1 protein-coding gene is annotated in these 1,248 nt (G+C 72.3%); it reads left to right on the top strand.

Features of this window, described 5'->3' with window-relative positions:
* Positions 1 to 40: 40 nt before the first annotated feature.
* Positions 41 to 1,248, top strand: a 1,208-nt coding sequence (locus tag FV228_RS30160; protein ID WP_147857779.1) for a protein adenylyltransferase SelO family protein, incomplete at its 3' end; no start/stop codon positions are given.

Below are 1,248 nucleotides of genomic sequence, written 5' to 3'. Positions count from 1 at the left end.
TTCGGCAGCACCCGCGCCGCCAGCCCGGGAGACGCGCCGCGTGACCGAACCCAGACCCTACCGGCCGTCCCGGCGCCACGCCGATCTCGGATCCGCCTTCTACGATCCCGTGGCGGCCGCGCGCTTCCCGGCCGCGATCCTGCGCTACCGCAACCAGGCCTGGGCCGCGCGCGTCGGCCTCTCCGGCTTGTCCGATGATGACTGGATCGCCCATTTCGGCTGGTTCGCGCCGCTGCCCGGAAGCTTCGAGACGCCCCTGGCGCTGCGCTACCACGGCCACCAGTTCCGCTCGTACAACCCGGAGCTCGGCGACGGACGCGGCTTCCTGTTCGCGCAACTGCACGACCTGAAGGACGGGCGGCTGCTCGATCTCGGCACCAAGGGCAGCGGCACGACGCCGTGGTCCCGCGGGGCCGACGGGCGGCTCACCCTCAAGGGCGGCGTGCGCGAGGTGCTGGCCACGGCCCTGCTGGAGGCGCAGGGCGTCTACACGTCGAAGAGCTTCAGCCTGATCGAGACCGGCGAGGATCTGGTGCGCGGCGACGAGCCCTCCCCGGCCCGCTCCGGCGTGCTGGTGCGGCTCTCGCACGGGCATATCCGCATCGGCAGCTTCCAGCGCTTCCTGGCGCTGGGCGAGCCGGACAACATAGCCCGGCTGCTCGACCACACCATCGAGACCCACCGGCCGGAACTCTGGCGCGAGAGCCTGGAGGACCGGGGCGTCGCCTTCCTGGAGGACGTGGTCGGCCGGGTCGCCCGTCTCGGCGCGCAATGGGCGGCGGCGGGCTTCGTCCACGGGGTGCTCAACTCCGACAACATCAACGTCACCGGCGAGAGCTTCGATTACGGCCCCTGGCGCTTCCTGCCGCATTACGACCCGGACTTCACCGCCGCCTATTTCGACGAGACCGGCCTCTACAGCTTCGGTCGCCAGCCCGAGGCGTTGTTCTGGAACCTCGCCCGGCTGGCCGATTGCCTCCTGACGCTCGCCCCGCAAGCCCGCCTGGAAGCGGCCCTGTCCGGCTTCGGCCCCGCCCTGCAGGACGGGTTTGCGCAGGCGCTGTTCGGCCGGCTCGGGTTGGCTGAGGCGCCGCGGCCCGAGACCGACCGGCTGGTCTCGGCGGTCTGGCGGTTCCTGGCCGAGACCCGCGCGCCGTTCGAGCGCTTCTTCTTCGACTGGTACGGCGGCCCTGCGAGCGCCGGCCGGGCTGAGGCCGGCCCGAGCGCCGGGCATTACCGGTCGGAGGC

The organism is Methylobacterium sp. WL18, assembly GCF_008040015.1.
Lineage (GTDB): Bacteria > Pseudomonadota > Alphaproteobacteria > Rhizobiales > Beijerinckiaceae > Methylobacterium > Methylobacterium mesophilicum.
The sequence above is the reverse complement of the archived record's forward strand: the minus strand, read 5'-3'. Positions and strand labels throughout refer to the sequence as shown.